Origin of the sequence: Wolbachia endosymbiont of Ctenocephalides felis wCfeJ (genome assembly GCF_012277315.1) — a bacterium.
GTDB lineage: Bacteria > Pseudomonadota > Alphaproteobacteria > Rickettsiales > Anaplasmataceae > Wolbachia.
On record NZ_CP051157.1, the window covers coordinates 767,076 to 790,517 of the forward strand.

Below are 23,442 nucleotides of genomic sequence, written 5' to 3' on the forward strand. Positions count from 1 at the left end.
ATCAAAGGCATTTTGTAATTCACTACGAGAGCGCCAACAAAATTTATAAACCCTCATTTGTTTTATTGATTCATAATCGGGTTAACTATAATGTTCCGGTAATAGCATTATCTGCTATTAATGATAAAATAAATTAAAAGCAGTTATCTAAAATGATACTAAACCGAGAATATTCATGCAATATTTTGCTGAGTTAGGACATTTAGTCATAAATCCTATTAGTTTAGCAATTAGAGAAATGAGTATAGTTGCACAAAAGTTAAGTAGTCTTATAGAAACAATATGTCGACAGAACAAAATTTAGAATATTCTGTATATAAAAGAATAGTTCCTTGGATAGTTGCATTTGCATTATTTATGGAAACTTTAGATGTTACTATTTTAAATAGTGCTATTCCTGTAATAGCTAGAAACTTAAATCAATATCCTTTAAATCTTAAAGTTGCTCTAACAAGTTATCTTGTAAGTCTAGGAATTTTAATTCCAATCAGTGGATGGTTATCAGATAAATATGGTACAAAAAAAGTATTAATATTTGGTGTGGCTGTATTTGGTTTAGGTTCGTTTTTGTGTGGTATCTCACTTTCGTTAAAACAATTAGTAATATCAAGAATAATACAGGGTGCAGGAGGAGCTTTAATGATGCCAGTATGTAGGTTGATATTGATTAAATCCTATCCACCATCCCAGTTAATTAGTGTTACTAATTATTCCACTATTCCATCACTTTTAGGGCCAGCATTAGGACCGACTATAGGTGGAATTATCGTAACTTGGTTGTCTTGGAGATGGATATTTTTTGTTAATATTCCTTTTTGTTTCATCTTATTATATTTAGTTTTTTGTTATGCCGATAATTCTAAAGAAAGCAATGTAAGAAAATTTGATATTATTGGGTTTATTCTTTTCGGTTCAGCTTTATCTATAACTATTTTTACAATTGAAGCATTCACTGAATCATTTTTGGATCTATTGCACGGAATGTTTTTAGTTAGTATAGCTTTTGTTTTAATGGTTTTATATTTTTACTTTGAGAAAAAAGTAGCTGAACCATTTATTGGTAAAAAATTATTTGAATCAAGAACCTTTACAATTACTATTACAGGAAGTTTTTTTTCTAGGCTTGGAATTGGTGGCATTCCCTTTTTGATACCTATTTTATTACAAATTAATAATGGTTTTTCACCTATAACATCTGGTTTTTGTATTATATCCTATGCTGCAGCTATGGTAGTTGCTAAATTTTTTGTAAAAGAAATTTTAAGAAAAATAGGTTTTAGAAGTTCTTTAATTTTAAATACTGCTTTGCTAGGTGTAAGTATTATCGGATTAATCTTGCTTATAGATAATACTAATTATTTTATAATTAGCTCTTTGGTTTTCTTACATGGGTTTTTTACATCTATTCAATATAGTTGTTTAAATATTCTTACTTATAGTGATTTAAAAGAGGAATTAGTTAGTAAGGGAACAAGTATAGGCAGTGCCATTCAGCAACTGTCAATGAGTTTTGGTGTTGCATTTACAGTTGTTCTATTAAAAATAACAAAACGTAATAATCCACTCATTGGACATACTTCTTATGATTTAACCATTTTTATTTTGGCTATATGTTTACTATTAACTTCATTAATTTTTACTGCACTTAATAGTAATGCAGGAGTAAAAGCTAGCAATCACAAATTTATAGAGAATTAAGGTACTGGAGCAAAAAATTTATGATATAAAAAATTCTTTTTTAGAAGCAGCATTAAAATATCAAATAGTGTGCTTTAATATTAGTGTGTGTTTACAGAGTGTTACGGTAAAGATTTAATCCCAATAATTCAGAAGCTGTGTGATTTATAGAAATTATTATAACTTATACCAATATTTGTTATTGGAAAAGTAAATAAAATACGTAGCAAACTCACTCAGAACTTCCATTTGTAGGCAAAAGAACTCTTTTTCATTTGTTCTGTTACTAGTGAGAATTGGTATTACTTGTTGAATTAAGTCCTATCTTTTGCATCCAGTTAAAACAGCATTTGCACAATTTAGTCTTTTGTAGATGAGTAATTCTCTAGGAATGATCCTATTGAATTCTATGATATTATTTTTGTGACATTGTTGTGTACGTCTAATAATGGGGATGGCTGGGGTTGTTAAGTGAATTTTATGCCAATTGGTTACTTTAGTTCCCATAAGCCTATGTTTGCACAGTTGGCTAGTCAAATAATAACTATGCAAAAAATTTAATAGAATATATAATCTATAAATAATTTTTGAGGTAGCTTATGAAGCTAGGCGTTAACATTGACCATGTTGCAACCCTCCGTAATGCACGCAAAACTTCTTATCCAGATCCATTAAAAGCGGCAGAAATAGCTATTGACGCTGGAGCAGATTTCATCACTGTACACTTGCGAGAGGATAGAAGACATATTAGAGATGAAGACGTGTTTAACCTGAAAAAAAACATCAAGACTGAGCTGAACCTTGAAATTGCAGCTACGGAAGAGATGCTTGAAATAGCAAAAAAGGTAAAACCCTACTCGATTTGTATAGTACCAGAAAAAAGAGAAGAATTAACAACAGAAGGTGGCCTAGATATAACTAACATGTGCAACACACTTGCTAATATAATAGAAGAAATGTACGACGTTGGTATAAAGGTCTCACTGTTTATCAACCCGAATATCGATCAGCTAAAACATCTTGAGAAGTTAAAGCGAAAACCTGACATAATAGAAATTCATACAGGGGGCTACTGCGATAATCCATCAGAAGAAAAATTTAAATTAATTACTAATGCTGCAGAATATATAAATAAGCTAAAAATGGAATGCCACGCAGGACATGGCATAACTTGCACACATGCTAAAAGGATAAAAGAAATACCTCACATTTCAGCTCTTAATATAGGTCACTCTTTAGTTAGCGAGGCTATATTTTACGGCTTGCACAGCGTAGTAAAAACGATGAAAATGACAGTATCTAGCTAGCTACTGCTTTTTCCTTCTCATTTAAAATACTTAAAAGAGTTTGACTCGCTTTAAATCTCACTCTTGTCTTTTTAGGCACAGTCATAATCTCACCATTTTGAGGGTTGCGGCACTGCTTCTCCTGGCTTATAGCAGTAGATAGTGTGCCTACTCCGTGCAGACGTATTTCACCTCTGCTATTTAGCTCACCTTTTATTATTTTCATAAATGCATCATGAATCTTGCCCAAATCAGACTTGGTTATATCTATGCTCTGAATAGAACAATCTTCTTTTAATTGTTTTACTATATCTTCTTTACTCATAAATTACCTTAAATATTGAAAAAATTACTCAAACAGCATATTCAGTTCGTACTGATAGTCAACTAAATTTATCGCGAAAATAGGATATATCATACATTTTTTTTAATATTTGTATAATACTTACAAAAATCACCACCAAAAAACAACTACCTTTTGGAAAATTGGCATTTTTTACGAGCTTTGTGTTGACCATACTTTTTACGTTCAACAACACGCGAATCTCGCGTTAAGAAGCCCTTTTTACGTAATATGGAATGTAAGTCCTGGCTTATTTTACTTAAAGCCCTGCTTATCCCATGAGCTAAAGCACCTGCTTGACCAGATAACCCTCCACCTTTTACAGTCGCGAATATATCATACTTATCTAGCATGGATGTTACAATAAATGGCATTTTTACTGTTTGGCATACTGACTCTCTCTTAAAATAAGAGAGTAGCTCGTCTTTCTGATTAACGCTAAATTTTCCACTTCCCGGTTTTATCCATACTCTTGCTACGGATTCCTTTCTTCGTCCTGTAGCATATAAGCGACCTAGTGAATCAATTATCGGCTTAACTACTTTCTCCGATTGATCTATTATATAACCTTCCATCTTCACTCCATTATTTTTTATTTTTACGATTCAAAGAAGAAAAATTTATCTTTTCAGGTTGCTGTCCCTGATGCTTATGCTCTGGACCAGAATAGACATATAAATTTCCAAAACGTTTGCGTGCCATAGGGCCATCATCAAGCATCCTTTTTACTGCCATTTCTATTACACGCTCAGGAAATTTGCCATTCAGAATATTGTCTGGAGTAGTTTTTTTTAAACCACCAGGGTAGCCTGTATGCTTATAATAAATTTTCTCTTTAAGTTTCTTTCCAGTAAAACACACCTTCTCTGCGTTGATAATAATTACATTATCACCACAATCCATATGCGGTGTATATTCAGGTTTATGTTTTCCACGTAGTAATGTTGCTACAAACGCTGCAAGCCTTCCTACCACTAATCCTTCTGCATCTATAACAAACCACTTTTTATTGATTTGTTTTTCTTTTAAAAAAAAAGTTTTCATCATTTTAATTACACAACAGTAACTTATGATACACTCAGTTTCTAAATAGTGTCAACAATATTAGCTATTGATTATCAAAGCAATTTGTGCTAATGATTTAGCTGCACAACCCAATATACATAGGAGTAGAATGTTTCGGTTGATTATTACGCTTGCGGTTATTTTTAGCACTATAAGTTGCTATGCAATCGATCTTGAAGAAGCTATAAATAAAGCCATAAAAAATAGTTCAAAACTAAAATCTCAATTCTACCAATATAAAAGTGCAGAAAAACGCTTAAAATCTTTTGGATTAGCTGGGTTTTTGCCGGATATCAATTTGCGGTATGAATTTAATGAAAGGTTTAGTTTTAGGGGTAATGCAGGTGTTGGACTTAAAAAGGACCTAATATTAAATCAAAGGCTACTGGATGGAGGTGGTACTTTTGCTACATTCAACCAATCAAGTCATCTTCTCAAGGCAGAAAAAATGCGGTTTCAACAATCGAAACAAGAGATTGCGCTCAATGCCGTAAAAGTATATGTTAATGTTCTTAGGAGGACAGAAATATTAAAATTGAGGGAGCACAAAGAACGTGTCTCCTTGGAGCACTTATCAGCAATGAAAAAACGTCTTTCCCTTGGAGAGGTAACCAACGCTGAAGTTTTACTGGCAAAAGCAAAATTTTCATCTTCAGTGTCAGAAAGGGTTGATGCTGAGGGCAAATTAAAATTGGCAAATATCGCTTATTTTCACTTAATTGGTGAAGACCCTGATGAACTCTCTGAAGTTAATGATAAATTACCTGCCGTGCCAGAATTAAACGAATGTTTACAGTTGGCAAAAACCAGCAATTTGTCTCTAAAAGCAGCAGTTTATCAAAAAAGAGCAGATAATATGGCAATAATCTCTGAAGCTTCCAAGTGGCTGCCTTCTTTGAATCTCAGGGCAAGCAAAAGTTTAGGTGAAAACGTTAGTTTAAACACGCTTTTAGATAATACCCATATTATTTTTATTTTTGACATTCCAATTTTTAAAAACGGAATCAATGCTTTTGGTATCAGTAAAGCTAAAATGGATGCAAAAAAATCTACTTATGATTATTATGAAGCAGTGAAAAATATAGAAAAAGAGGTTGTGAACGCTTGGAATAATGTGTTAACAGCAAAAGCCATCATTAAAGCAAGTCAAGAAGCTGAAAAAGCAGCAGCTCTAGCTTTAGAAGGAGTTGAGCAGGAAGTCAACTTAAATTTAAAGAGCACAACTGAACTTTTGGACACTGAGGATGCATTATTTAAGGCACGTTCAGATTTAGTTGAAGCGAAAAGTAATTATATAACCAGTGTTTATGAGTTGCTTTTTACGATAAACAGTATAAATTTCTAAGTTTAATGGTATTAGCGTTATGAATGATGAACAAAACAACCAGTCTGTAAAAGATATTCTGGAAGACATAAAAAAAGCTATATCTGGCAAAAATGCAAATGATGACAAAGTGAAAGCAGATGAGAAAGAAGATGACGACGTGTTGTACCTTGAAGAGAAATATTTGGAAGACTTAGAAGAAGATAGTGGAGGGGAGGATAATGAAAAACAAGATATCAGCGATGATGACCATGGCGAGGAAATGGTCTTCGATGATAACAGAGTCAGCAGTGATGACAACTATTTAGAGGAGGAAGAAAAAGGTGTTCGTCTGCAATACAATACCCCAACTAGTAATAACAAAGCGGATAACAGTGATTCACAAGCGCAAAATAACGATCATTTAGTTTTAAAAGAAAATATGAAAGAAATCAAAGAACTGCTTGAAAAGATGCAGAACGAATTACAGTACAAGCAGCAAAAAAAGGTAAGTCTTACTGTTGAAGAATTAGTTACCTCTCTTTTAAAACCTCAGTTGTCGGAGTGGTTGAATAAGTACTTGCATACACTAGTGAAAGAAGCAGTTGAGAAAGAACTAAAAGATATAATCAATAGTAAGTGATTTTTATAGGTATTAACAATAAAAACTAGAGTAAAAACAGCTAAAGGCCGAAAATTATCTTCAACCAGGTGGTTACATCGTCATTTAAATGATAAATATGTACAAAAAACTAATAAGGACGGCTACAGGTCGCGCTCGGCGTATAAGTTGATAGAAATAGATAATAAATTTAAACTACTTCAGAGAGGGCAAAAAATCATTGATCTTGGCGCTTACCCTGGTGGGTGGTCACAAGTTGCATCCAAAAAAGGAGCAAGTGTAGTTGCCATTGATATAAAGCCAATAAACGCGATTAATGGGGTAGAGCATATACAATGCGATATTATAAATGGGCTTGAAATTTTAAAGGAAAGATTTCAAGACCAAAAGTTTGACATAATTTTATCTGATATGGCGCCAGAGTCTTGTGGTGTAAAATCGTTGGACCATATCAGAATTATGCTTCTATGTGAAGCAGCATTGGACACTGCAAAGCATTTCCTAAATGATGGTGGTAAGTTTGTAGTAAAAATCTTTCAAGGAGAGTCTGATAAGGATTTTTGCAATGAGTTAAAAAAAATATTCAAAACAGTAAAATATTTTAAGCCAAAATCAAGTAGATCTGAATCTACGGAAATGTATTTAGTAAGTTTGGACTTTATCGGTAGCAGATCTTCTGCAGAGTAATGGCAAAACTTGCTAATCCTGCTCTACAGCAAATTTCAGTGCCATATGGGCAGCTATAGTACTATTAACTATCAGAACAGCAAAAATCAAAGCAGTCATAAGCAATGCATGAGTATTCAAAGATAAACTTTTGAACTGAACTAGTAATTTAAAGTACACAAAGGTTGGCATTATAATCGGCAGAACAAGCACTTGTGATATGCATGATGCTAAGTTATTTCGACCAATCATTAATGCATTTCCAGTAGCTGAAATATTAATTACTATTAACGTATTAAGTAACAAAGATAAGCCAACTGCGATTGAGTATTCAATATTGTTACCAAGAACTACGAAGCTAAATATGGAGGAAATTACTGAAATCGGTAACCCAAACAATAACCAGTGGACAAAAATTTCATAAGCAATTATAAACCTAGAGGAAAGTGGTTGTATGAAGATTTGCTCTAATATTCCATCACGATAATCAGAAGCAAATAAATTATTTGTGGAGATTTGTAGAACAAATGTAGTACATATCCATATTAATGTTAACATAACTTCTTGTTCACTATTATTTCCAAGCGTAAATGAAGATAAGCTTAACATTACGATAAAAGTGCATATTATATAGGTAAAGTTATTATTACTTATTACTAATTTTTTTATTGAGCCGATCATACTAGGCTTTTAAATGTTTATTATAAATTATAGTGTTTACTTTGAGATAGTATAATTTCTTACTCATGAATTATATAGGTTTTATTATTTAATGCAGTTATGGAAGAGTTCCCAGAAATAAAATTACCAGAAGATTACACTCCTTCAGAAAACGAAGAATATATGAACGTGAAGCAGCTAGAGTACTTTAGTTTAAAGTTGCAATCAATGCTTGCCGAGCTGGAGAGACGAGAATTAGAAGATAGTTCATACTATTCTGATGAAGATAGTGGAAGCGAAAAATTGATTAAGCGCAGGAAAGAAAGAAAGGAAAAGATTAAGGAAGCATTAGAAAAAATAAAATTGGGTATCTATGGCTATTGTGAAGGAACAGGAGAAGAAATAGGAGTCGAAAGACTTAAAGCCAATCCGCTTGCTATATACTGTATTGAAGAGCAGGAGAGATTAGAAAAAGAAAAGAATGTGTACAATATTGATGACTGATGGACGCAAGATTTATCTGTACCAGACAGCTAGCCATAATACTGCTTCATAACAATGCATCTTTTCATTCCTGCCAAATCGTATATGTATTCCTGAAAAGATAATCCATATGAGGAGATTATTTTATCAATATCGTTTTGATCTTCACCTATTTCTAATATCGCAAACCCATTTTCTTTAAGGCACCTCTTCAATATTGGAAAGATACTCAAATAACAGCTTAAGCCATCAATACCACCATCAAGGGCCATTCTCGGTTCTTTTTGCACTTCAGCCTGCAGGTCTTTTAACTTACTTCTTTTGATATATGGAGGATTGCTGATTATAAGATCAAATGGGCCTATGCACTCTGTCCATGAGATTGGAAGTATTCTAGCTCTGTCAAGTAGATTATGTTTTTCTACGTTTTGGCAGGCAACTTTATATGCTTTTAAACTCTTCTCAAAACCAACACCAACTGCATATTCATATTCACCAAGCACAGATATCAGTAAGCAACCTGTGCCCGTGCCAAAATCCGCAATTTTTAGTTTCTGCTTTTTATTGGGGTAATATTTTAACACTGTTGAGATTAGTGTTTCACTGTCCGGTCTTGGATCTAAAACATGCTGATTAACTATGAAATTTTTACTCCAGAATTCACGACTGCCCACTATTTGTGATATTGGATATCTTGCCACTCTTTTTTTTGTCAATTTCCAAAATAGCCGTTCTTTCTCTATTGGTACCTGGTCAGCGTGTCTCATAATTATGGATGATCTGTCCATGCCAAAAACATGCTGCATAATGATTTCACAGTCTAAGTATGGTGATTCGACTTTATGTGATGACAATAGTTTTAATCCCTCTTGAATTAAGGTGCTGATAGTTTTCATTACTCTAAAAATCCAGTCTTTTTAATCGTATGTGAGTGTGTAATTTGAATTCACTGAAAAAGGATTACTTTTTTCCTACTATCCAAGTAGCACGACACCCTATGGGCATGTATCAGTATACTAGGCTTAGAATAACTACATCAGCCTTCAGTGTCAAATAAATTATAACCGTGTTACCTCAGTTTTACCATTAATATGTGAGGTTTCTTTTAGCTCTGTTGAAGGATTTTTCATTTTTTCCAATGGAGTATTTAATTTGTTCTGTATATTTGATAAAGCTGAATCAAAATTTTCATCAACCTGTTTTGCTTCATGTATATTATCCATTAATTCCTCAAAATTTTTCAAATCATACGCGCCTCTTATGTCTTGCGGTATGCCTTGGAGTATTTCTCTTATTTGAGTCAAATTCTGACAAATTTTCTCCTGATATCCAGCAATTCTTTCTTGATATATATCAATCATTTTCTGACATGCACTACCTCTAAATGGGTGTTCTTTCTTTTCCTGTATATAAGAATTTTGCAAATCTTTACAGTTAAAAATTCCTTCCCTATGTTTTATTATCTCACTAATTATACTGGCTATTGACTTACCTGTTTCCCTTAGATTTACTTCCAGCTCTTCTCTTTTAATTACATATTCGTCCTTCGCCTGGTTCATTTTATCGAACAGGTTTTTGCACTCTTTATAAGATGCTATTGGATATAGCACTCCTTCTTCTACACCTTTATCATAAACACTTCTTAACTCATTATTTGACAGTATTGCTATAGCATCTTCTCTTTTGCCGTGTGATTTTGGGCATGTTTTATCGAACGAACTAATATGGCTTAATAAAAAGTCCTTAATTAATTCTTCTTTTTTTACTTCAGACAATTTCTCTAGTGTTTTTATATATCTCAGGATTTCTACAAAAAGTTGAGGACCAGCTAGTCCAAACTGACGCAGAAGTTCCTCTTGACTTCTTCGGAAATTCCCAATTGTTTCCGTTGTTGGTAGTATGTTTGTTGATTGTGTATTATCAACGAACTTCTTTTTTAGCTCTGCTCTTTTCTTTTGATCCTCCTCTTGGGTTTCTTGTGCATTTTTTAAAAAATCTTCAGCTTGTTTTTTTATCGCTGAGAGTTCATGAAAGGCTTTTTCCGGGCTGACTTTCCTCAAAATGCCGATAGCTTCTTTTATTGCTTTCCTTCTCTTTTCACTGTCTTGTTTTTCATTCAATATTAGATGCTTAGTTTTGGTGAAAGCATTGCCACGACCACTCTTTGCAATGTCACAAACAATGTTTTCTACAACCTGCTTGGTTCCGACATAATCTATTTCTTTTGCAAAACAATCAATGAATAATTGCCAAATTTTTTTACTAACAAATTTATTCGTCTTATGTTCAAAATCTTCTCCACTTTTAAATCCTAAAATAGTATAGAGATTTTTTTCAACTACCAGTTCGTCATACTGTTTTTTTGCTCTATTATTTCTATTAAATAGATATTTACTAATTTTGGCTGTACCCATGATATTACCTCAACACTAATGCTACATGATAAAAGTGTAAAACTTAACATTTAATTTTTACTTACTGTAGATGAACTTCTTGCATGATCTAACTCAAGTAAAAAAAGTTGATTTAAACTGGCGTTTCTTGCAATGCTACGTGCTCCTGAGTTGCTTTAGCTGTAGGTGTTAAGAAATTTACCAAGCAAGAAAAAAGGCAAAAGAAACCCTGGTCAATATCTGCTCAAAAACATTGGCATCTTTTTAGCCTTAAACGCTGCAATCTAGCTGCTTTTAAACTGCAACTAACCTTGACTTAAACGTTAAGAAATTTACTAAGCAGAGAAAAAGACAAAAGAAATCCCGTGGTAGAAGTTGCTCACTCTCTAATCCTGCAAATTGGCGTACTATACTGTCTTGAACGACTTATAAGCGCGTTTCAGCTTGTATAGGGAAAAACCTAGAAGTCTAGGTGAAATTAATAAAGACATGAGGTGCACATAGTGCAAAAAATTAAACATAAGACGCCAACCGTGATACTTTCATCGTTTAATCTGCACAGATTGAAGCTAAATAAATAGCTTCAATTGTATAATAAGTGGATTTATGGGGTTGTCAAGTGGTTTTTAATTCTGTTTTTTGGTCAGGTTGTATACTACCTTAAGACTTTAACTATAGATCTCAATGTCTTAACATGCAGATATTTTAACTCCATCAGCATATAAACTTGAGTGGCTTTTTCCAGTATTAAGCAATGCAAGTCCGATATTGTCTACACTAGAGCGCAGTTCTCCTACTTCCTCATTGTTTTCATTCATTACTTTAGTGCCAATGGTTGGAAGTACGCTATTTCCCTCAACAAGGTAGAGTTTTCTTCTAAACGTTTCTTGTCTGCTCATTCGATTTACAACTTCCTGGCCTATATAACATCCCTTATTGAAGCTTATTCCGTTGACCTTATCGATTAAATATTGCAGCGGAAACGACGAATTTTGTACCATGTCTTTTGCTCCATCTGGGACTAGATTTTGGATTCTCACTTTCTCATACTGAGCAAAATCTCCAACTGGCTCCTTTATTTCATCTTTATGTATGACCCTCATTCCCAAAGACTTGTGCCTTGGATCTTGAAAAGCGATGTCATTCCAGCGCGTGACGCTGGAATTCGGTAGACTTGGTGTTATTCCAGTATGTGACGCTGGCTGGATTCCAGTGTCCGCTACTTCGATGACAGAGGGATGCTCTGTATTAAACAAAACTCCAACCTTATAGAGTGCACTAACATCTTTAATCTTTACTCTCAGGTAAGTTTTAAGCAAATCTAGTTTCTCAATTATTTGCTGTAAGTACGTGTTTTCACATTCCAATAGGATATGTTTACCATGTTTGATAAGGAAAAAGTCGTATAGATACTTTCCCTGGGGGCTAAGCAATAAAGAGTAAATAGCCTTTTGGCTATCTAATTTATTAATGTCGTTTGTTATAATACCCTGAAGAAAATCTCTCGTGTCTGGTCCGTATAAAACTATTACACCACGGCTTTGCAATGGTATATAACTCATGCAATTTCTGTTAATAAACCTAAATTTTACTATATAATATTAGGTACGTTTCGTCTTCTTATATTTTAAAAGTTTCAGCCCTTGAAATCGAGCTTACAAGTACATATATAAAGTTATAGGTTAATTTGTTGATGAGGAAAGACAAATGTCAAGTATAAATTTAAGTGTATTGGATGATAGTGTTCTAATTAAACCTATCAGTGAAGAAAAGCAAGGTGGAATTGTACTTCCATCAAGTGCTGAAAAGAAGCCTACTAAAGGTGAAGTGGTAGCAACTGGTGAGGGTTCACGCAATTCAAGTGGTGGGCGCATGGCTTTGACTGTAAAAGCTGGTGATAAAGTCTTTTATCGTCAATGGGCTGGTACGGAAATAGAGCACGGTGATGAAAAATTTATCGTAATGAAAGAGTCTGATATACTTGCTGTCGTTAAGTAGCGGCCTTTATTTTTACTAAATTAAACAAAACACAATATAGTGCATTGTAAATAATTTTATTATAGTTTTCTGAATTTTTTATTAACAAGAGGTGATAAAAATGACTAATATAGTAGTGTCAGGCGAGCGGTTGCAAGAAGCTTTTCGTGAAGTTGCAGCAGTAGTAGACTCAACAGTAGCAGTAACTGCAGGGCCTAGAGGAAAAACAGTAGGGATTAATAAGCCCTATGGAGCACCAGAAATTACAAAAGACGGTTATAAGGTAATGAAGGGTATCAAGCCTGAAAAACCATTAAATGCTGCAATAACAAGCATCTTTGCTCAAAGCTGTTCTCAATGTAACGATAAAGTTGGTGATGGTACAACAACGTGCTCAATACTAACTAGTAACATGATATTGGAGGCTTCAAAATCAATTGCTGCCGGAAACGATCGTGTTGGTATCAAAAACGGAATGCAGAAGGCAAAAGATGTAGTATTAAAGGAAATTGCATCGATGTCCCGCACAATTTCTTTGGAGAAAATAGATGAAGTAGCGCAAGTTGCTATCATTTCTGCAAATGGTGATAGAGATATTGGCAGTAGCATTGCTGATGCCGTTAAAAAGGTTGGAAAAGAAGGTGTGATCACTGTTGAAGAAAGTAAGGGCTCAAAAGAATTGGAAGTTGAGCTTACTACCGGTATGCAGTTTGACCGTGGCTATCTTTCTCCGTACTTTATTACAAACAATGAAAAAATGATTGTGGAGCTTGATGATCCATATATCTTAATTACCGAAAAAAAACTTAATATTATCCAACCTCTACTTCCTGTTCTTGAAGCTGTTGTTAAGTCTGGTAGACCTTTACTCATTATTGCGGAGGATATTGAAGGTGAAGCATTAAGTACTTTAGTTATCAACAAATTGCGTGGTGGTCTAAAAGTTGCTGCAGTCAAAGCTCCAGGTTTTGGCGATAGAAGAAAAGAGATGCTTGAAGATATAGCAGCTTTAACCGGTGCTAAGTATGTCATAAAAGACGAGCTTGGAATCAAGATGGAAGATCTGACTCTTGAAGATCTTGGTGTTGCTAAAAATGTTAAAATCACTAAGGATAATACTACAGTTGTCAGCGAGAACAGCAATTCTGACAGAGTAAAATCCAGAATTGAGCAGATAAAATCGCAAATTGAAACTTCAACTTCTTATGATAAAGAAAAGCTAAGGGAGCGTTTAGCAAAGTTGTCAGGTGGTGTTGCTGTACTAAAAGTTGGTGGAGCAACTGAAGTGGAAGTAAAGGAACGTAGAGATAGGGTTGAGGATGCATTGCATGCGACAAGAGCTGCAATCGAAGAAGGTATAGTTCCAGGTGGTGGAGTTGCACTTCTTTACACTTCATTTGTTCTTGATAAGCTGAAAGGTGGGAGTGATGAAGAACAGATAGGTATAAATATTATTAAGAAAGTTCTCAGTGCTCCTATCAAGAGATTAGTCAAAAATGCTGGTCTTGAGTCTGCTGTTATAATTGATCATTTGATTAAACAGAATGATAAAGAGCTTATATACAACGTTGAGGCTATGAATTATGCTAACGCATTTACTGCAGGTGTTATTGACCCGGCGAAGGTGGTTCGTATTGCTTTTGAAACAGCGATATCTGTTGCAAGCGTACTGATTACTACTGAATCTATGATAGTTGATGTACCAAATAAGGATGAAAACGCTTCATCTCCTATGGGTGCAGGCGGCATGGGTGGAATGAATGGATTCTAGGTAAGTAGAGCCCCGTGGAGCAACTTGCTCCACGGCACCCATCAAGTTCTGAAAAATCTCATTTTTGCTTTTCCAAAGATAATATTTGTAATGGTTTTGTATAAAAGAGGTGCTGTCGTTTTATTTTCTATGGTAGCTTATCCCCTTTATATCTTGGCTATCTAATGACAGGAAGGTAGCACAAAAATTAGCAAACTCTAGAGTTGTTATGCCTATATTAGCATGCATTATATTAATAAATAATTTATATAATGTTGTTTATTATAATAGGTAAAATCTAAATTGTTCCCTTCGTATACTGAAGGGTAGGGTTGTCTTTATGAAAAAATATATATATTCAATATTATTTTTGCTTTTTACTTATACTCAACTGTATGCTGACGAAGAAGTTGCAAAATTTGATCTGCTTGTTGGTAAGGTAAATGAAGCAAACCTTACTCTTGAAGGTGCAATAAGGGTTACAATAAAGCCGGGGTGGCATATATACTATAAGGATCCTGGAGATTTCGGTCTTCCCACTTCTTTCGATTGCAAGGGTAACAAACTAAACATATATATTCACTGGCCTACTCCAAAAGAACATACAGATAAAGTAGGGAGAGTGATATTTGTCAGTAACGTATATAAGGATATGGTATTATTTCCCTTCAAGATGAGTGTGCTGTCGGATCAGGGATACATTGACCTTACCTTCCATATAAATTACGCAATATGTAAAGATAGGTGCATTCCCAAAAATGCCGAAATAAAAGTCAGGCAACCACTAAGGGATTTTATAGATTCTGATGTTAGTAAACTTATAAATGAATGGTATGAAAAATAGTGCCTTTAGGAAGTAATTAGTAAGTTATCACTCCAGCACGTGACATGCAGATGTATATCGAGAATATCAAGAAAATGAGACGATAAAAAAGGAGCGCTGAAATAGTACCTGATACTTAAAAAAAGCTTGGTAGCAAAATACAAAGCTATTTCTTGGCTTATCAGACTTTGGTCGAGGTTACATATACACGTGTATATTGGCTAGCTACGACCTGACATATGTAAAAAACAAAATACAGCTAATCCTAAAAAGCGTAACTAAAAAACAGGTAAAGTCTATGTATATACTTAATGAGGTTTGCTCCTTCCACCAAAAAAGATATCGTTTAGTCTTTTATCTATAGTTTCCTCTATATCTTGTACTAATAGCTGCTTTATCATCATTACCTTCTCTCGTTTTTCTTGAGCATCTTTATAATCATAGTGACTTTCACTGCTATAACCATTGCTATGGCTATAACTACTACCATTTGCTTTACTACTATAATTTAATTTACTGCTCCTTTTGCCTTTGATAATGAACCTAAGTAGCTGTATTATCTTTTTCTTTAAAAAAGATTTCCATCCTGTGCTGAGAAATAATTTATAAAGAAAGTGTGGAACAAGAAAAGCTACTAATATTCTAAAAAAAATCCCGTAACCCAAGTCATCTCTGTTGTCATAATACCACTTACAGTATTGAAACAAATGGTAAAATGCATTTTTAAAAGAGCCAAATTCTACAGCGTACCAAAAGCCATTGCTTAGAAACATAAGCGTAATGCTGGAGGCATAAAGATATATTATAAGGAGGAATAGCTTGACAACTATGTCCTTTAAGTTGCCCAGTATATAACTTAATAACCTTAATCTGTAGAAAAGTGATATCACTTTACACCCTCTTCAATGTGGCTGGGGTGGAAGGATTCGAACCTTCGCATGGCGGTATCAAAAACCGCTGCCTTACCACTTGGCTACACCCCAATACTGCTTACATCAATAACATTATTAACCCAATTAGTAAAAGATTTATTTGTCTTTTCTATAGGTATTATTACAATAGCTGGCTGATCATAGGAATGCATTGCCTCGATTTTTTCCACAATCTTATCAATTTGATTACTTCTACTCTTCATGATTGCTATTGCTTCACAACTATTGTTAATTTTACCTTCCCATAGATATAGAGAATTTACCTCGGGAAATATGTTCACGCATACAATTAACTTCTCGTTTAACAATTCTTCAGAAACCGTCTTAGCCTCCTTGGCATTTGAAAAAGTTGTATAAACTAAAACTAAATTATTCACTTATAATCTACATAAACGCATTGCTACTATACTTTACTTAAATTTATTCATCAAGAGAAAATAGAAAGGGCTTCTTTTAAAATTCTGTTATTTCAACGTATGATGCTGAAATGCCTTATGGCTAAACGTTTAGTCAAAAAAACAAAAAAGGACGTTACTCAACGAGTAGCGTCCTTTGGGAAAAAGCAGGAGTTGTTCTCTTACTATTTCACATGTGGTTGGTTATTCTGCTGTTCAACGTCCTTATTAACATCTACTACTTGTGAAGAAGGCGATTGTTCCATCAGTTTGTTCCGAAGACCTGTTTTCTTCAAATTTGCATGAGCTTTAGTTATGTCTTCTAGGGAAGAACTTCTGGTTGGTGTAGAAGAACCAGATAAACCTCTTCCACTATCAGGGGAATCACTGCGAGCTGAATTTTCAGGCGCCTGAATAGGCTGCTTACCAGAAGGTTGTTTTCCTACTGTTGCAGTCTTATCAGCACTTTCAGGTAAAGTAGACTGCTCACCAGAAGCTGCTGTTGCAGTTGTACCAGCACTATAAATTGGATTATCAATATAAAAAGTGCTATTTTCTGCGCTTCTGCCTTCAGGAAAAACTTGATACTTAACTTCAGTTTGTCCTGATTTCTTGTCACCCTTAAACCATGATGGTATTTTGTTCAAAAGTGAAGTAGGCACTTTCACTGCCTTATGCTCCTTAGGATTGGGCAATACTGCTGTGCTACCATTAGTACTGTTAGAATTCAGTGAACTCATTGAACTGCTTCTTGATAAGCTGTTAGATTGCGAAGAATCCTTCTGAAAATCTTTATTACTATCAATGAGATCAGGATCAAGTTCCCGCTTTCCTAATAAAACAACACCTTGCGATTCTTGTTTCGGATACGGAATTCTCTCTAAATCAGATATGCTTGCACCTCTATCACTTATCTTCCTTCCCAAATTTTGAACGCCTTCCCCTATTTTTTCCAACGCAGAACTAGTTCCTTCTCTTGCTGCCTGTTTCAGAGAACTTGCAGCTTCTTTTACCGAGTCCTTAGCGGCATAGTACCAGCTTTAATTTTGCCAGCAGTATACCTTGCCCCTTCAACTGTTTTTTCTGCAGCATATTTGAAGCCTGCTTTTATTTCTGCCCTATGTCTCCATGCTAAGTAAGAAGCACCAACTAAAACAGTAGCTGCTACTATTGTTGCAACTGCAATTCCAATTACTGGCAATACAGCGGCTGTAGCTGTTCCTGCAGCTGCAAAAGCTGACCAGTTAGTTGCAATAGCGTAACCTATCAAGCCAATTACTCACAGCCCGATAATACCACTGTTCCATCGGCTTTGCGCTTTTAATGACTTCACTTCTTTCTTTAATGATCGTATTTCTTGTTTTAACGAATCCTCTAAAGAAGAATGTGCAGTTTGAGCTACAACAGGACCTTGATTATTGTCATTAGTAAATTCATTTGCTTGATTCTTTGACATTTTAAACCTCACTATTAATTAAATATATTAATATTGTACACCCTAAATTCTTAAATTAGTGTTAACGTGACTGTCAGGTTCATTTATTTGCGAATAGTTATGCTTGACATACTTTATTGATAGCATGAAAAATAGAGGTGAGGGCTCTTTGAGCTAAAGTATTTATGAGGTACACAAGAAAAACATTTATACTTTTTGTTATTACAGTTTTAACAACAATAGTTTTATCATTTTATTACTATAACAACCATCATGAAGACGTGGTGCACCTCAAAAATAACAACAACGAATTTAAAATAAAGCCAAAAAGTTCTGTAGAATCAACAATATCGCATAGAGAAAAGGAAGTGTATGATCATGTTCTCCAATCTGATAATTAATTCGTAAATAAAATAGTCTTGCATTTTCCTACTAAAGAAGTAGTATTAGCGTATTAGTTATGGAATCAATCATTATGTTTGATGAGAATAATCCTTGGAATCTGGGTAAGAAACCTATAAGGAATAAAACTCCTAATAATGAAGATATTTTAAGTAAAATTATATCCGAGATAAGGTACTTTTTTAATGTCCTAACAAGAAACAGCGGCAAAAAGCCTTATTTAATTATTTTTGTTATTTTGTTCTTCTATGCTTGCACTGGCTTCTATATTGTTCATCCAAGTGAAGAAGGCATAGAACTTACTTTTGGCAAATATTCTAACACAGAAACACCTGGCTTGCGCTATCACTTCCCTTACCCTATTGGCAAGGTCTTTAAAGTGAATGTCAAGGAAGTAAATCGTGAAGAAATAGGAGTCAGCAACTCTTATGGACGAGACACAGACCGCGGTGAAGGTGTGATGCTTACCGGAGATGAGAACATAGTCAACGTCAACTTTGAGGTCCAGTGGCGCGTTAGAGATGCTAAGGATTATTTATTCAAAGTGCGAGATTATACACCTGGTTTTAGTGTTAAAAATGCTGCAGAGAGTGCTATGAGAGAGATAATAGGTAAAAATACGATCTCTTTTGCACTTGGTCAAGGCAGACAAGAAATTCCTATAGACACTAGAACTTTATTGCAACAGATTCTTGATGGATACCAAATGGGCATAGAAATTTTATCTGTCCAAATGAAAAAAATTGACCCGCCAGAAAAAGTAATTAGCTCATTTAGAGATGTGCAAAGTGCTCGTGCGGATAAGGAGCGTACTATAAACGAGGCGTATGCTTATAGTAATGATATTATACCGCGAGCAAAAGGTGAAGCAATAAAGATAAAACTGGATGCAGAAGCATACGAGAATGAAATAATAAATGAAGCAAAAGGTAATGCAAATCGCTTTTTGTCTCTCTATGAAGAGTATAAGCGAAATCCTTCTTTGGTTAAAAATCGTCTCTATCTTGAAACTATGGAAAACATTTTCAGTAAAGTAGATAAATTTGTTGTAACCGATGATCTGAAAGGTATGTTTTCTTATTTACCTCTTGCAAATTTGGGAAAATAGTTATGCGCAGTAATATTAAAATTTCTTTTATTTCTGTATTCGTCATTCTGTTGATCGCTTTATCCAATTCAATGTTTGTGGTGCAAGAAACGCAGCAAGCAATAGTTATACAATTGGGTAAAGTGGTAAGAGATATTAAGGAAAGCGGTTTATATTTTAAGCTGCCATTTATAAATAACGTAGAATTTCTTGATAAGAGAGTTTTAGATTTAAGCCCTGATAAAACTCCAAGAGAAGTGATAACTGCAGACCAAAAACGGATCATAGTAGATGCCTATGCAAAATATAAAATAGTGGATCCTATCACTTTTTACCAAGCTGTGAGAAGCGAATCAGGTTTAGTCAGAAGGCTATATCCAATCATAGAAGCTCACATAAGGGAAAACATAGTAAAATTTTCATTAATTAGTTTGTTAAATGAAAAGAGATCAGAAGTTATGCAATTAATCCAGCGCGGAGTTTATTCTGAAGCTAGAAAATTTGGTATAGAAATAATAGATGTAAGAATTAAGAGAGCAGATTTACCAGAAGAAAATAGTTCTGCAATATTCCTTCGTATGCAAACTGAAAGGGCGAAAGAAGCAAAAGAAATCAGAGCAGAAGGTGAGCAAGCTGGGCAGGAAGTTAAATCAAAAGCTGATAAACAAAAGAGGGAAATTATTGCTAGTGCAATAAAAGAAGCCCATGAAATAAGGGGGCGTGGTTATGCTGAAGCAACCAGAATTTATAATGAGGCGTTTAAGGTTGATGAAGAGTTTTTTAATTTTTACCGCTCTATGAGCGCTTACAATAAATCATTCGCTGGAAATAACACTAAATTTATACTTTCACCAAATAATAGTTTCTTAGATATTTTGAACAAGGGATGGAAATAATTTATGAGAAGTAAGATTTTATCTATATTTGTATGTTTCTTGATCTCATTTTCTTTGTATGCCGATATGTTCGATTGGGGTACAAAAAAAGCTGCAGACACCAATGTTTCTGTATGCAATTGTAATCAAGGACTTGCTGATCTAGTAGAAGAACTTATTCCTGCAGTTGTAAATATTTCAAGCGAACAGATTATCAAGCAGGAAAATAGTAACAGAGTTAGAGTTCCTTCTATACCAAGAAATGATTTTTTTGATGGTTTTAGAGAATTCTTTGAGCAATTTGACCAGTTTTTTATGGATAGGAGTCCTAATATTAACAGAGAGGTGGTGCTCCTTGGGTCTGGATTTATTATAGACAAAAGTGGAACTATCGTAACTAATTATCACGTTATTAAAAATGCTCAAGATATTACAGTCACTATGAATGATAACACTTATTTCAAAGCAGAAGTCTTGGGCTATGACGCAAAAACTGATCTTGCTGTGCTTAAGATCAAGGCTGACAAAGATCTCTCTTTTGTGACGTTTGGTGATTCTGACAAAGCAAGGGTTGGTGATATGGTTATGGCAATAGGTAATCCATTTGGTCTAGGTAGTTCTGTCAGCACAGGAATTATATCCGCAAGGTCTAGAGATATTAGCATTGGTACCACGAATGAGTTTATTCAAACTGATGCTGCAATCAATAGAGGCAACTCAGGAGGGCCATTGTTTGATTTAAAAGGAAAGGTTATAGGTATTAATACCGCTATTTATTCTCCATCTGAGTCTGGCGGCAACGTAGGTATAGGCTTTGCTATACCCTCTAACTTAGCTACATCAATTATTGACATATTAAAAAGTGGCAAAAAGATAAAACATGGTTGGCTTGGTGTACAAGTTCAGCCTATCACAAAAGAATTTGCAGAATCCTTGGGTTTAAAAGAGACAAAAGGTGCGTTAGTTGCAAATATAGTAAAAGATAGTCCCGCAGAAAAAGGAGGAATTAAAGTAGGTGATATATTACTAGAATTTGACGGCAAAAAAGTTGAGAGAATGACACAATTACCTTATATGGTTTCAAGAACTGAGCCTGAAAGGAAAGTGCCAATTAAGTTATTGAGAAAAGGCAAAGAAGTTAACATTAAGGTTGTTATTGGAGAGTCTGCAAGTGATAACCAAGACAACAATCAAGAAGAAAATGCGTCGACATCTGATTATATAGCTGGCTTAACCATTTCAGATCTGCCAAAAGAGTCAAAGGAAGGCAAAAGTGATGCTCCTACAAAGGGCATAATAATTACTAATGTAGATATTCATAGGAATCCTACATTACGTGACCTTAAAAAAGGAGATATTATTATGCAGATGAATGGGGTTGATGTAGAAAACGTTGAAAGTTTTCAAAATCAAATAAATTTAGCAAAAGAGAAAGGTAGTGAAAGAGCAATAATGTTGCTTATTTACCGCAATGGAAATCAGTTTTTTACTTCAGTAAAGTTAAAAAAGTAAGTCATTTACTAAATCTACAAGACAGCAGCGTCATGAACACGCTGCTGTAGCACTCCAGCTTCTTCACAAACAGATCAAGATCTATATCTTACTCATTAAAATATATACAAAGGTCATGAATAAAGTTAGCTTCCTAAAATTCATTGAACTGTGCTTTCAAACGGTAGTGCCAGGATGTACATATAATGATTATCAGTATATAAAAGTTATAGCAGACAGCCTGGAAGCAGCAATCGCTGGCAAAGTGAGGCGAATAATATTCAATATGCCTCCACGTTCGATGAAGTCTATGTGCATCAGTGTCGCATGGCCCGCATGGATACTGGGAAATCAGCCAACTGCAAGAATAATAGTTGCGAGTTATTCTCAATTGCTCAGCGAAAAACACTCGCTTGATACCAGGTGTATAATGCAATCGGATTGGTATCAAGAGTTATTTCCGGAGGTAGAACTATCTAAAGAGCAAAATACTAAATATAAGTTTCAAACAGTGCAGAGAGGATACAGAATCGCAACGTCTGTTGGAGGAACGTTAACTGGCGAAGGTGGTGATTTCATCATCGTGGATGATCCGCTAAGTCCTGCTCAAGCTTTGAGCGCGACGCTTAGAAAGCGTGCCACAAATTGGTTCGATCAAACGTTAGTAACAAGGCTCAATGATAGAAAAAAAGGAGTAATCGTCCTTGTAATGCATAGGCTACATCAGGAGGATTTAACTGAGCACCTTCTCTCTAAGCCAAAAAACATATGGCATCATGTATGTTTACCGATGATTTCTGAAAATAATGAGATTATTTATTCAATGCATAATTATACTGATGTCATTTCAATACCTCCAGTTGCCCCAGTGCTCAGAGACTGTGGTCCAGAAAATTTAGCCACAAATGAATACACCAAACAGTTACATAATAAAGACTGGGCTCCAGTATCATGTGCTGGAATGACACCACCTTTATACTCAAGAGAAGAAGGTCAGTTGCTATATCCTCTAGATGAAGGAAAAGAAGAAGTTGAAATGATAAAAGCTGAACTTGGAAGTTATGCCTTTGCGGCTCAATATCAGCAAAATCCTATACCGCTTTCAAGTGGTATAATTAAAACAGAGTGGCTGAAGCACTATAGAAACTTTCCTGATGATCTCTTGCATATAACCCAAAGTTGGGACACTGCAGTTTCAACAAATAATACCAGCAACTTTAGTGTCTGTACCACTTGGACGAGAGTAAGCAATCAGTTTTATTTACTTGATGTATATCGCGCAAAGCTTGAGTACCCAAAGCTTAAGGAGCAAGTTCTGCTCTTAGCAGCAAGATGGGCGCCGCATGCAATTTTGATTGAAACAAAAGCAAGTGGTCAGCAACTGGTGCAAGAACTCAAGGTAAGTAGTGATTTACCAATTATTGAGATAATGCCACACGGTGATAAGCTCACTCGATTCCACCAGATTGTTCCAATTATAGAGTCTGGGAGGGTTTTTTTGCCGCAGCAAGCAGTATGGCTCAATGATTTTGAGTGTGAAATTTTAATGTTTCCAGAAGCTCGCCATGATGATCAAGTCGACAGTACCGTGCAATACCTGCAGTGGGTGAGGGAAATCAACATCAGCATTCCAAGAATTCGGGATTTTGGTCCTGATAAGTGGTGGTAAGCCAATTGAATACACTCTAACATCCTAAATGTGGCTAAAAATTTCAAAGAAATTAAAGAATTATATATTGCACAATAAAATATCGATCGCTATAATAAGCCTCATGGT

General features: G+C 34.7%; 26 protein-coding genes and 1 tRNA gene. 14 read left to right on the forward strand and 13 right to left on the reverse strand.

What is annotated here, in order from left to right; all coding sequences use genetic code 11:
* The first annotated feature begins 282 nt into the window (after window positions 1-282).
* Both HF196_RS03730 and HF196_RS03735 read left to right on the forward strand, forming a co-directional pair.
* Window positions 283-1,698 (forward strand): MFS transporter, encoded by a 1,416-nt coding sequence (locus HF196_RS03730; protein WP_168455871.1) that lies wholly within the window; start codon window positions 283-285, stop codon window positions 1,696-1,698.
* A gap of 578 nt (window positions 1,699-2,276) precedes the next feature.
* On the forward strand, window positions 2,277-2,984 hold the full coding sequence (locus HF196_RS03735) for a pyridoxine 5'-phosphate synthase (RefSeq protein WP_168455872.1): 708 nt from the start codon (window positions 2,277-2,279) through the stop codon (window positions 2,982-2,984).
* Here the strand turns inward: HF196_RS03735 and HF196_RS03740 are convergent.
* From HF196_RS03740 to rplM, 3 genes are all read right to left on the reverse strand, one after another.
* Window positions 2,977-3,288, reverse strand: coding sequence for an HU family DNA-binding protein (locus tag HF196_RS03740; protein WP_168455873.1), 312 nt, complete (start codon window positions 3,286-3,288; stop codon window positions 2,977-2,979). The two genes, HF196_RS03735 and HF196_RS03740, sit on opposite strands and share 8 nt — an antisense overlap.
* A gap of 146 nt (window positions 3,289-3,434) precedes the next feature.
* The gene (gene rpsI / locus HF196_RS03745; RefSeq protein ID WP_168455874.1) at window positions 3,435-3,881 is read right to left on the reverse strand and encodes a 30S ribosomal protein S9; all 447 of its coding nucleotides are present in this window, start codon (window positions 3,879-3,881) and stop codon (window positions 3,435-3,437) included.
* Between the two features lie 10 nt (window positions 3,882-3,891).
* Window positions 3,892-4,350: a 50S ribosomal protein L13 gene (rplM, locus tag HF196_RS03750; protein WP_168456285.1), complete on the reverse strand. Its 459-nt coding sequence runs from the start codon at window positions 4,348-4,350 to the stop codon at window positions 3,892-3,894.
* 130 nt (window positions 4,351-4,480) lie between these two features.
* On the opposite strand from rplM, the gene HF196_RS03755 reads away from it, so the two are divergent.
* Genes HF196_RS03755 through HF196_RS03765 form a run of 3 tightly spaced genes read left to right on the forward strand, consistent with a single transcriptional unit; the run spans window position 4,481 to window position 6,983 of the window.
* A complete protein-coding gene (locus HF196_RS03755; RefSeq protein WP_168455875.1) occupies window positions 4,481-5,716 on the forward strand; it encodes a TolC family protein in 1,236 nt (411 codons plus the stop codon).
* A 19-nt stretch (window positions 5,717-5,735) separates the two neighbouring features.
* Entirely contained in the window at window positions 5,736-6,317 is a 582-nt protein-coding gene (locus HF196_RS03760) for a DUF2497 domain-containing protein (RefSeq protein WP_168455876.1), read from the forward strand.
* An 18-nt stretch (window positions 6,318-6,335) separates the two neighbouring features.
* Window positions 6,336-6,983 carry an RlmE family RNA methyltransferase gene (locus HF196_RS03765; RefSeq protein ID WP_168456286.1) on the forward strand — a complete coding sequence of 216 codons (648 nt, stop codon included), beginning with the start codon at window positions 6,336-6,338 and terminating at the stop codon, window positions 6,981-6,983.
* Window positions 6,984-6,995: 12 nt separating this feature from the next.
* Here the strand turns inward: HF196_RS03765 and HF196_RS03770 are convergent, their stop codons facing one another.
* Window positions 6,996-7,643: a heme exporter protein CcmB gene (locus HF196_RS03770; protein ID WP_168455877.1), complete on the reverse strand. Its 648-nt coding sequence runs from the start codon at window positions 7,641-7,643 to the stop codon at window positions 6,996-6,998.
* 99 nt (window positions 7,644-7,742) lie between these two features.
* Here HF196_RS03770 and HF196_RS03775 point away from each other — a divergent pair, with 99 nt between their 5' ends.
* Complete coding sequence (locus HF196_RS03775) at window positions 7,743-8,126, forward strand: TraR/DksA family transcriptional regulator (RefSeq protein WP_168455878.1); 384 nt, start codon at window positions 7,743-7,745, stop codon at window positions 8,124-8,126.
* A 29-nt stretch (window positions 8,127-8,155) separates the two neighbouring features.
* On the opposite strand, the gene prmC is transcribed toward HF196_RS03775, so the two are convergent.
* The 3 genes from prmC to ygfZ form a co-directional block, all read right to left on the reverse strand.
* Window positions 8,156-9,001 (reverse strand): peptide chain release factor N(5)-glutamine methyltransferase, encoded by an 846-nt coding sequence (gene prmC, locus HF196_RS03780; RefSeq protein WP_168455879.1) that lies wholly within the window; start codon window positions 8,999-9,001, stop codon window positions 8,156-8,158.
* 162 nt (window positions 9,002-9,163) lie between these two features.
* Window positions 9,164-10,519, reverse strand: coding sequence for a hypothetical protein (locus HF196_RS03785; protein WP_168455880.1), 1,356 nt, complete (start codon window positions 10,517-10,519; stop codon window positions 9,164-9,166).
* A 668-nt stretch (window positions 10,520-11,187) separates the two neighbouring features.
* The gene (gene ygfZ / locus HF196_RS03790; RefSeq protein ID WP_168455881.1) at window positions 11,188-12,060 is read right to left on the reverse strand and encodes a CAF17-like 4Fe-4S cluster assembly/insertion protein YgfZ; all 873 of its coding nucleotides are present in this window, start codon (window positions 12,058-12,060) and stop codon (window positions 11,188-11,190) included.
* 154 nt (window positions 12,061-12,214) lie between these two features.
* Between ygfZ and HF196_RS03795 the strand changes: the two genes are divergently transcribed.
* From HF196_RS03795 to HF196_RS03805, 3 genes are all read left to right on the forward strand, one after another.
* A complete protein-coding gene (locus HF196_RS03795) occupies window positions 12,215-12,496 on the forward strand; it encodes a co-chaperone GroES (RefSeq protein WP_174855524.1) in 282 nt (93 codons plus the stop codon).
* 100 nt (window positions 12,497-12,596) lie between these two features.
* Entirely contained in the window at window positions 12,597-14,246 is a 1,650-nt protein-coding gene (gene groL, locus HF196_RS03800; RefSeq protein WP_168455883.1) for a chaperonin GroEL, read from the forward strand.
* A 319-nt stretch (window positions 14,247-14,565) separates the two neighbouring features.
* Window positions 14,566-15,069: a protein-disulfide reductase DsbD domain-containing protein gene (locus HF196_RS03805; RefSeq protein WP_168455884.1), complete on the forward strand. Its 504-nt coding sequence runs from the start codon at window positions 14,566-14,568 to the stop codon at window positions 15,067-15,069.
* A 287-nt stretch (window positions 15,070-15,356) separates the two neighbouring features.
* Here HF196_RS03805 and HF196_RS03810 read toward each other — a convergent pair whose 3' ends face one another.
* The 6 genes from HF196_RS03810 to HF196_RS03835 all read right to left on the reverse strand — a co-directional run bounded on the left by HF196_RS03810 (window position 15,357) and on the right by HF196_RS03835 (window position 17,831).
* Window positions 15,357-15,821 (reverse strand): hypothetical protein, encoded by a 465-nt coding sequence (locus tag HF196_RS03810; RefSeq protein WP_246198525.1) that lies wholly within the window; start codon window positions 15,819-15,821, stop codon window positions 15,357-15,359.
* 135 nt (window positions 15,822-15,956) lie between these two features.
* Window positions 15,957-16,031, reverse strand: a tRNA-Gln gene (locus HF196_RS03815).
* Window positions 16,022-16,357, reverse strand: a complete 336-nt coding sequence (gene cutA, locus HF196_RS03820) for a divalent-cation tolerance protein CutA (protein ID WP_168455886.1) — start codon at window positions 16,355-16,357, stop codon at window positions 16,022-16,024. The genes HF196_RS03815 and cutA overlap by 10 nt, the downstream gene beginning before the upstream one ends.
* Window positions 16,358-16,560: 203 nt before the next feature.
* A complete protein-coding gene (locus HF196_RS03825; RefSeq protein ID WP_168455887.1) occupies window positions 16,561-17,331 on the reverse strand; it encodes an actin-bundling T4SS effector WalE1 family protein in 771 nt (256 codons plus the stop codon).
* A gap of 53 nt (window positions 17,332-17,384) precedes the next feature.
* Window positions 17,385-17,645, reverse strand: a complete 261-nt coding sequence (locus HF196_RS03830; protein ID WP_168455888.1) for a hypothetical protein — start codon at window positions 17,643-17,645, stop codon at window positions 17,385-17,387.
* A gap of 9 nt (window positions 17,646-17,654) precedes the next feature.
* Window positions 17,655-17,831: a hypothetical protein gene (locus HF196_RS03835; RefSeq protein WP_168455889.1), complete on the reverse strand. Its 177-nt coding sequence runs from the start codon at window positions 17,829-17,831 to the stop codon at window positions 17,655-17,657.
* A 164-nt stretch (window positions 17,832-17,995) separates the two neighbouring features.
* Here HF196_RS03835 and HF196_RS03840 point away from each other — a divergent pair, with 164 nt between their 5' ends.
* The 5 genes from HF196_RS03840 to terL all read left to right on the forward strand — a co-directional run bounded on the left by HF196_RS03840 (window position 17,996) and on the right by terL (window position 23,334).
* A complete protein-coding gene (locus tag HF196_RS03840) occupies window positions 17,996-18,211 on the forward strand; it encodes a hypothetical protein (RefSeq protein WP_168455890.1) in 216 nt (71 codons plus the stop codon).
* 74 nt (window positions 18,212-18,285) lie between these two features.
* Complete coding sequence (gene hflK / locus HF196_RS03845; RefSeq protein WP_168456287.1) at window positions 18,286-19,320, forward strand: FtsH protease activity modulator HflK; 1,035 nt, start codon at window positions 18,286-18,288, stop codon at window positions 19,318-19,320.
* 2 nt (window positions 19,321-19,322) lie between these two features.
* Complete coding sequence (gene hflC, locus HF196_RS03850) at window positions 19,323-20,195, forward strand: protease modulator HflC (RefSeq protein WP_168455891.1); 873 nt, start codon at window positions 19,323-19,325, stop codon at window positions 20,193-20,195.
* 3 nt (window positions 20,196-20,198) lie between these two features.
* On the forward strand, window positions 20,199-21,686 hold the full coding sequence (locus tag HF196_RS03855) for a DegQ family serine endoprotease (RefSeq protein ID WP_168455892.1): 1,488 nt from the start codon (window positions 20,199-20,201) through the stop codon (window positions 21,684-21,686).
* A 115-nt stretch (window positions 21,687-21,801) separates the two neighbouring features.
* The gene (terL, locus tag HF196_RS03860; protein ID WP_168455893.1) at window positions 21,802-23,334 is read left to right on the forward strand and encodes a phage terminase large subunit; all 1,533 of its coding nucleotides are present in this window, start codon (window positions 21,802-21,804) and stop codon (window positions 23,332-23,334) included.
* Window positions 23,335-23,442 lie beyond the last annotated feature (108 nt).

Excerpts from the sequence above, each read along its gene's own strand:
- rpsI (WP_168455874.1), bottom strand. The coding sequence starts at position 3,881 with ATGGAAGGTTATATAATAGATCAATCGGAGAAAGTAGTTAAGCCGATA.
- HF196_RS03740 (WP_168455873.1), bottom strand. The coding sequence starts at position 3,288 with ATGAGTAAAGAAGATATAGTAAAACAATTAAAAGAAGATTGTTCTATT.
- rplM (WP_168456285.1), bottom strand. The coding sequence starts at position 4,350 with ATGAAAACTTTTTTTTTAAAAGAAAAACAAATCAATAAAAAGTGGTTT.
- hflC (WP_168455891.1), top strand. The coding sequence starts at position 19,323 with ATGCGCAGTAATATTAAAATTTCTTTTATTTCTGTATTCGTCATTCTG.
- hflK (WP_168456287.1), top strand. The coding sequence starts at position 18,286 with ATGTTTGATGAGAATAATCCTTGGAATCTGGGTAAGAAACCTATAAGG.
- prmC (WP_168455879.1), bottom strand. The coding sequence starts at position 9,001 with ATGAAAACTATCAGCACCTTAATTCAAGAGGGATTAAAACTATTGTCA.
- HF196_RS03770 (WP_168455877.1), bottom strand. The coding sequence starts at position 7,643 with ATGATCGGCTCAATAAAAAAATTAGTAATAAGTAATAATAACTTTACC.
- ygfZ (WP_168455881.1), bottom strand. The coding sequence starts at position 12,060 with ATGAGTTATATACCATTGCAAAGCCGTGGTGTAATAGTTTTATACGGA.
- HF196_RS03760 (WP_168455876.1), top strand. The coding sequence starts at position 5,736 with ATGAATGATGAACAAAACAACCAGTCTGTAAAAGATATTCTGGAAGAC.
- HF196_RS03785 (WP_168455880.1), bottom strand. The coding sequence starts at position 10,519 with ATGGGTACAGCCAAAATTAGTAAATATCTATTTAATAGAAATAATAGA.
- HF196_RS03775 (WP_168455878.1), top strand. The coding sequence starts at position 7,743 with ATGGAAGAGTTCCCAGAAATAAAATTACCAGAAGATTACACTCCTTCA.
- HF196_RS03755 (WP_168455875.1), top strand. The coding sequence starts at position 4,481 with ATGTTTCGGTTGATTATTACGCTTGCGGTTATTTTTAGCACTATAAGT.
- HF196_RS03835 (WP_168455889.1), bottom strand. The coding sequence starts at position 17,831 with ATGTCAAAGAATCAAGCAAATGAATTTACTAATGACAATAATCAAGGT.
- HF196_RS03730 (WP_168455871.1), top strand. The coding sequence starts at position 283 with ATGTCGACAGAACAAAATTTAGAATATTCTGTATATAAAAGAATAGTT.
- HF196_RS03855 (WP_168455892.1), top strand. The coding sequence starts at position 20,199 with ATGAGAAGTAAGATTTTATCTATATTTGTATGTTTCTTGATCTCATTT.
- HF196_RS03735 (WP_168455872.1), top strand. The coding sequence starts at position 2,277 with ATGAAGCTAGGCGTTAACATTGACCATGTTGCAACCCTCCGTAATGCA.
- HF196_RS03810 (WP_246198525.1), bottom strand. The coding sequence starts at position 15,821 with ATGTTTCTAAGCAATGGCTTTTGGTACGCTGTAGAATTTGGCTCTTTT.
- HF196_RS03840 (WP_168455890.1), top strand. The coding sequence starts at position 17,996 with ATGAGGTACACAAGAAAAACATTTATACTTTTTGTTATTACAGTTTTA.
- HF196_RS03805 (WP_168455884.1), top strand. The coding sequence starts at position 14,566 with ATGAAAAAATATATATATTCAATATTATTTTTGCTTTTTACTTATACT.
- groL (WP_168455883.1), top strand. The coding sequence starts at position 12,597 with ATGACTAATATAGTAGTGTCAGGCGAGCGGTTGCAAGAAGCTTTTCGT.
- terL (WP_168455893.1), top strand. The coding sequence starts at position 21,802 with ATGAATAAAGTTAGCTTCCTAAAATTCATTGAACTGTGCTTTCAAACG.